The organism is Faecalibacterium intestinale (genome assembly GCF_040096575.1).
In the GTDB taxonomy this organism is placed as follows: domain Bacteria; phylum Bacillota; class Clostridia; order Oscillospirales; family Ruminococcaceae; genus Faecalibacterium; species Faecalibacterium intestinale.
Genome location: NZ_JBBMEN010000042.1, coordinates 1 through 7,254, shown reverse-complemented (window position 1 = coordinate 7,254; position 7,254 = coordinate 1). Strand labels below are relative to the sequence as shown.

6 protein-coding genes are annotated in these 7,254 nt (G+C 45.5%); all 6 read right to left on the bottom strand.

Features of this window, described 5'->3' with window-relative positions; all coding sequences use genetic code 11:
• Window positions 1-135: 135 nt before the first annotated feature.
• Entirely contained in the window at window positions 136-2,514 is a 2,379-nt protein-coding gene (locus tag WMO20_RS14020; RefSeq protein ID WP_349187267.1) for an ABC transporter permease, read from the bottom strand.
• 14 nt (window positions 2,515-2,528) lie between these two features.
• Complete coding sequence (locus tag WMO20_RS14015; protein ID WP_005927557.1) at window positions 2,529-3,194, bottom strand: ABC transporter ATP-binding protein; 666 nt, start codon at window positions 3,192-3,194, stop codon at window positions 2,529-2,531.
• Window positions 3,195-3,199: 5 nt separating this feature from the next.
• Entirely contained in the window at window positions 3,200-3,460 is a 261-nt protein-coding gene (locus tag WMO20_RS14010) for a hypothetical protein (protein ID WP_005927561.1), read from the bottom strand.
• Between the two features lie 129 nt (window positions 3,461-3,589).
• Complete coding sequence (locus WMO20_RS14005; RefSeq protein ID WP_044960748.1) at window positions 3,590-5,623, bottom strand: ABC transporter permease; 2,034 nt, start codon at window positions 5,621-5,623, stop codon at window positions 3,590-3,592.
• Between the two features lie 165 nt (window positions 5,624-5,788).
• Complete coding sequence (locus WMO20_RS14000; protein WP_349187266.1) at window positions 5,789-6,820, bottom strand: sensor histidine kinase; 1,032 nt, start codon at window positions 6,818-6,820, stop codon at window positions 5,789-5,791.
• Window positions 6,817-7,254, bottom strand: a 438-nt coding sequence (locus tag WMO20_RS13995; RefSeq protein ID WP_349187265.1) for a response regulator transcription factor, incomplete at its 5' end; no start/stop codon positions are given. The genes WMO20_RS14000 and WMO20_RS13995, both read right to left, overlap by 4 nt.

Below are 7,254 nucleotides of genomic sequence, written 5' to 3'. Positions count from 1 at the left end.
ATAAATGTCCGAGGTGCCTTTGATTTCGACAAAAAAACAGGCTGAATTGTTACAAAGCTCGGACATTTCAAAAATTTCTTTGAGAAATGACGAAAAAAGCGGGGCAGCACACGCCGCCCCGCCGATCCCATACGGTTATTCCATTGCCCGCATTTGTTCAATCAGAGATTGTTTTTTCTGTCTGCGGATTGTCCATACAGACAAGATTAGCTCCATTCCGAACAATACCAGAATGAACAGCCCCATTTCCAAAACCGGGAATTGATAAGGCACTACATTTCCGGCAAAAGCACCTACACTCATTTTTCTGCAAGCAAAGATGGAAGCCGGAAGCCCAACGATCAGCGTTGCCAATGTTGCAAAGAGCGCATAGCACAGCCCCTCACAGATGTTCATTTTACATAGCTGTTTTTGTGTTAGGCCGATAGAACGCAGAATACTGTTTTCCTGCTTTCGGGCGATCTGGTTAGAGAGTGTCGTGTTAATCAGGTTGATAACGCCAAAGAGAAATACCAGCCATGACAGTACCTCCATACTGCCAAACGCAAAAGAATTTGTCATTTCTTCATATTCAATCACTGTATTGATTTCATCTAAGGCAATATTACTATGGCTGGCAACAATATTTTTCAATTCAGCTCCTACATAGTCCGTTTTTTTAGGGTCATTTACAATGCTCCATGAATAGTCAAAAGAGGTGATTTCCGGGTGCAGTTCGTGGAACAACGCTTCTGGTGCAAAAAGAGTTGCCCCATCTAAGTGCATCCTGCCATGTCCTGAATATACCTTTGCAGGAGCGTATAACCCCGATATGGTAACAGAAACGGATGGCTGTTCTTCTCCCAAAGAAATCTCAACCGTTGAACCAACACCCATATCCTCATTCTGCTTTAGCACATTATAGTCAATTACAATACTACGGGAATCTGTTGGCATGGTTCCCTCTGTCAGAGCCGCTTCAACTACCGCATAATTCTGGTCGGTCAGCATATCGCACATACCACCAGCTTGATGAATCTCTGTTTTATAAGTTGCATGGAGAGATTGCCTGCTTGGAATTATATCTGTAACGCCATCAATAGATAAGATTTCCTGCTTTAATTCCTCATTCAATGGATTTCCCGCTGCCATAACCTTTTCTTCTGTCATTTCAGAATCCAAATAAATTTTATAGTCGCCGTCTGGGAAAAACTGTCTTGCAAGCGCCTCTGGTGAGCGCAGCAAAACAATGGAGGATACCACAAGCAGGATAATTCCGCCCAAACTCAATGAGGCTACAATAGCAACGGTCTTTTTTCGGTCACGCCTAAAATTTGCAATTCCCATTGAAATAGGATTGAGCTTGATATTCTTTTTGCGGCTGCGGATGTCCTTTTGCGCCGGGGTAAAACGGACGGCTTCAATGGGGGAAATCCCTGCCGCAATTTTCACCGGCTTACGGATGGAAACAGATACCATGATCCAACTGCTTATAAGCGTTAAAATAACCGTTGCCACATAGGAAACAGCGTTAAAACCCTTGGAAAACAGGAGGAAACCGCCGCATACGCCCAGCACTGTGCCAATCAGAATCCCGATACTGCCGAGTTTGCGTCCCTCGTTCTTTACAATCCGCTTGATTTGCTTTGGTGTCGCACCAATCGTCCGAAGCTGCCCGTAGCTTTGGATTTTGTCATTGATGGAGATACGGAAGATACTCTGGATCACAATATAGCCGCCAATCAGAACAAGGGCAATCACACCTGCCATCAGTGCAAAATCAAAGGATTTAGAAGCATAGGCAAAATACTTACTGTTCATTTTGGGCATAGGAAGCTGATATTCCTCTGCAATCTCCCTGCAATAAGAGGTCATCAGTTCCTCACCCAACTGATCGCTGTTTTTGAAATGGGCATAGGCGCGATAGCCAGCCGGGTCAAACTCATTCCATTCTGTTAGGGCAGCTTTGGAAAGAATGATCGCGCAGGTATTCGCTTCCTTTTCATTTACACTGTTCATAATGCCGGTAACGACATAATCACCATGAAAACTCTCGGTGTCTAAGGTCACAGTGTCCCCGATCTTGGCATTGTTTCCATAGGTGGAAAGAAAGTATTTGCTTACGACAATTTCATTTGCTTTTTCAGGAACCCGGCCCTCTAATAACTCCATCTGCGCCTTGGTAATCTCCATCATTTGTGTGTCACAATACACATAGGACGCATGATAGCCCTGTTCTGAAAGTTCCTCACCGAGCATATAGTAGCCGCCTACACGCTCAAACTCCGGCAGTCCTTTCAGGGTTTCAATGTCGTTTTCCTCCACGCCCAGCCAGACCGCCTCATAAGTATCGACAACCTGATTGCGCTGCATTTGTGTCAGGGAGGTAGACACAATTCCCGTAAAGCAGATTAGAAACGCCGCCAGTGCAACGGCAATCACCACCATCAGATTCCGGCGCTTCTCGCTTTGCAAACTTTTCTTTGCCAGCTTCTTTGTAATGGCGCTGGTATCATTCTCAAAAGGCCATGTCATAGCCTGCCACCTCCTTACTCCACAATCTTGCCGTCCTCAATGCGGACAATCCGATCTGCAAGGCGGGCAATGTCGTTGTTGTGGGTAATCATCACAACAGTTTGCCGGAACTCTGCACTGGTGCGCTTGATAAGCCCCAGCACCTCGGCGCTGGTCTTGCTATCAAGGTTGCCGGTTGGCTCGTCGGCCAGAACAATAGCCGGTTTGGTAATCAAGGCGCGGGCGATAGCCACACGCTGCTGCTGGCCGCCGGAAAGATTGTTCGGCATATTTTTCAGTTTATCTTCCAGCCCCAGCAGGTGAACGATCTCGTCCAAAAACTTCTGATCCACCGTGTCCCCGTCCAGCTCCACCGGCAGGACGATGTTCTCATACACATTCAGGATAGGAACAAGGTTATAGTTCTGGAAGATAAAGCCGATGTTGCGGCGGCGGAAGATGGTAAGCTGTTCGTCGTTCATTTTCGACAGTTCTTTGTCCCGGACAATCACATTGCCGGAAGTAGGGGTGTCCAGCCCGCCCATCATGTGAAGCAGGGTGGACTTGCCGCTGCCGGAGGTTCCCACAACGGCCACAAATTCGCCGTCATTTACAGAGAAGTTCACGCCGTCAAGGGCGCGGGTGATATTCGGCTCTGTACCGTAATACTTTTTCAGGTCGATAGTCTGTAAAATTCTCATAAAATTCAATCCTTTCTTTGTTTGTTGTAAATGCGGAACGCTGCTGCGCCGGTGGCCGCCAACTGTACCAGAATCAGCACAGCGAACAGTCCGAAGCTCTCATAGTAGAACAGTTCATCCCAAAACAGGAGAACATCGCAGAGGGCAGTCAAGGCAACCGTCCAGCGGATGTGCTGGGCCAGCCTTTGCCAGAACGCCAGCACAAGGGCAACGGGCGGGACGATCAGCAGCGCCAGATTCAAAATCATGGTCGGGGTCAGTTCCATTGCAACGCCTCCTCACTTTTGTTGATAAGGTCATTGTAAAACCCAAATGTCTGCGAAATGTTACAGCGGCCAAAAAATTTCATCGAAAATCGGGGTGAAATGTTACAACGCTCGGACATTTCAAAATTATTATTCAACTACCCTTAATCGAGCTACAATACTTGTTTTTCTAAAATAGCGAAACGAAACATGAGGAACTATAATCGCCACAACGCAAATAACAATTCCCTCTAATATCAACGGGAAAATCGTAGGCTGTATTGTAAACAGCCATAAGTCAGGTTGATTAAAGAAAGTAGGAAGAATTGTATTTGCAACAATAAGAGAGAGAGGTAAACCCATTACACAAATCAGAAATGCGTAAAACAATCCCTCCAATACGGTCAATTTGTTAATTTGTTTTTTCGTCATTCCGATGCTCTCTAATGTAGCAAATTCCCGTTGCCGGTTTATAATGCCCGTTATAATGATGTTGGAAAAATTCACAAGCCCGATACTTCCTAATAGAAACCCAATAAGGCCACCTATGATAAAAATAGTTTGTTTTAATCCATTCATAGTTTGTGCCAATGTTTCAGACGATGCGTATTCAACGGTAGGCAAAGAATTGATGTACTCGGTCGCTGGCAAAAAGTGTTCTTTTTCCACATCAAACACATAACTCATTATGGCTGGATTGTTATACAATTCCACAAACATCTCATTACTCATATAGAAAATAGGACAATCGCCGCCAACATCAGTGTAGCCAACATTCTTACCCGGAGATTCTACCAATGAAAAATCAACCACTGCACGCGCAATTACCGAAACCGTTTTATAAGGCAATCCATCTTTGTAAATGGTAACTTCCTGATTGAGCGGACAAAGAAATTCAGGAGATTCATTTGGGTTGATCGCTGAAATTTCTATAACATAGTTTCCACTTTCCAAATATGAGGTTAGTTGCTGTATATCTGTTTCTCCCTCAATGAAATTCAATTTAGGAAGTATTGATTTTTCTACCCCGTAAATATTGCAAAGAGGTCGATAATCAACACCGAGTTTTACTGGATAAGTTCTGCCATCAACCATACCACTTCGTATAAGGTGATTATCTTCTGTGTATTCGTCTAATACTTCCGTGACCAAACTACCATAATCATAAGTAACACTGACATCATCCAAAGTGTTTTTATAAATTCGACTTCCGTTCAGCACAGGAATATTATTTTCAATATCAGATATGATTTCATTACTAACAGAATCATCTTTAAATCGAAAACCTTGCACATTAGAAAATGTGTTTGGGCTTGCCACAACAAAATCAAATGAGGTAACAGAAGATACATATTTTTTAACATCAACACTATTTCCGATTGCGATTGCACTGTTTAGGAGAATAATGCAGAGTATCATGGATAAGACGATAAATATGGTACGCTTTGAATTTCTTCTTAAATTTCTCCATGCCATTTCTATTATTCTATTCTTAAACGAAAGACGATTCTTGTTGGCACTATGATAATTGTCTTTTTCATAGTATCTGGTTGCCTCAATGGGCGAAATCGTAGCTGCAATTTTGAATGGTTTCTTTATGCTCACCCAAACAGTAATCGCACTAAATATCCCGGCAACGACAAAAATAATAGGATTAAAACTCAAGTTCACAGAAAGATTGTGATACTCGCCTTTCATAAAATTAAGAATCCACGGAAGCATAAGTATTCCTACTATATATCCTAAAATCAACCCAATAGATATACCAATTATAGACAGCCAAAATGCTTGCTTATAAACAATTCGCTTGATTTGCTTCTCCGTTGTTCCGATTGTTCTTAATAAGCCATATTTCTTTATTTCTTGAACAACAGAAATCTCAAAAATATTGCGAATGAGCAAATAGCCCGTTATTACAAAAATCATAATAAAAAACAGGGCTGCTATTATGGCAATCCAATTTACAGATGTACCAGTGGATGGGCTGGTTCCCCTAATTTGCAAAATAGTTGTCTGTATAGACTGGATCGCTCCAACACATAAAGTCGTTACAGAAGTAAAAAGCATTGATGTTAAAACGATTGCTATTACAGCAACAATATTTCGTAATTTGTTGGCTTTGAAGCTTCTTTGCGCCAGCTTCTTTGTAATGGCGCTGGTGTCATTTTCAAAAGGCCATGTCATAGTTGTATCACCTCCATATTTGATAAGGGTATTGTAAAACCTAAATGTCCGCGAAATGTTACAGCGGCCAAAAAATTTCATTGAAAATCGAGGTGAAATGTTACAACGCTCGGACATTTCAAAAAAATTTACGGCGGGCAGCCGGAAATGGCCGTCCGCCGCGTTTTATTTTGTCGGCAGCATAATGGAAAATTCTGAACCCTTGCCCGGCTCCGAAACCACTTTGATATAGCCGCCTTGCCGCGTTACGATCTCGCGGGCCAGATACAGGCCAATGCCCACGCCCTGCTGTTCGTGTACTTCTTCCTCACGATAGAAGCGCCGGAAGATGGCAGCCTGATTGCTTTCGGAAATGCCCTTGCCGGTGTCGGTCACTTTGACCTCCACATACATTTCCCACAGCACCACTGACACGGCGATTTTCCCGCCTGCCGGGGTGTACTTCACTGCATTGTCCAGCAGGTTAAAGAGGGCTTCGGATGTCCACTTGCTGTCATGGAAAACGGTCAAATCCTCCGGGCAGTCCACGGACACAGCGATTTCCTTTTTCTCCGCTGCATACACGATCCCACTCATGGCCTGCGCCACAGTATCAAAGAGGCGGCCCGGTTTCTTGTTCAACTGGATCACGCCCGTTTCCAGCCGGGAGGTTTTCACAAGGGCCTGAAAGAGAAAGTCCAGCTTATCCGTCTGGCTGCGGATTCCCCGGATAAAGTCGGTGCGCTCCGCCTCGGTCATGGGCTTTTCCAGCAGGGTGTCCGTCGCCATTTTCAGATTGCTTACCGGCGTTTTCACTTGATGGGAAATATCCGATACAAGGGTCTGTAACTCCTGCCGTTCCTCGTCCACCCGGCGGCGGTTCTCCTGCATGATCTGGTAAAGCCTTGCCAGCCGGTGCCCGATTCTGGCAAGCTGGGTTTCGCTGTCCTCTGGCCGCTGGGGCGCTTCATTCCCGGCGATCATGTGGTCTAAGGTCTGGCACAGGTCAGCGGTAAACTGCGACAGCCGCTTTCCAAACGCCTGCGTCAGTACAAAAATCCCCACAAGGGCGCACAGCAGCAGCGTCCCGCCTGTCAGCAGCACCGCAATCTGTTTTGTCACAAGAAACAGGGCTATGGTGATCCCGGACATGGAGAGGACAAGCTCCATTGCCACCCGGCCAAACAGCCGCTTTACCGAGAGGTTTTGAAACTTCATTTTACCTCGCCTCCCGTCCATTGATACCCCATGCCGTAAACGGTCTTGATGTAGGGTGCGCCGCCGTCGGCTTCAATCTTGCTGCGAATACGGCTGATGGAGGTTGTCAGGGTGTGTTCGTCCACAAACCGCTCGTCTATATCCCACAGCTTTTCCAAAAGCTGCCCACGGGTCAGCACTTGCCGGGGATTTTTACGAAACAGGTTCAGCATTTTGTACTCCATCGGGGATAGAGTCAGGGGCTTGCCGTTTAAGGAAGCCGTCTGCTCCGAGAAGTCCAGAAACAACCGCCCGTCGTCGTAAATGTCCTTGGCCGGTTTGTGGTGTTCCAGCATGGCGAACATGGCTTTGATTTTTCGCTGCAAGGCCCCGATCACAAAGGGCTTTGTGATGTAGTCCACCGCGCCCACCTCATAGCCCCGTATCTGGTCGCT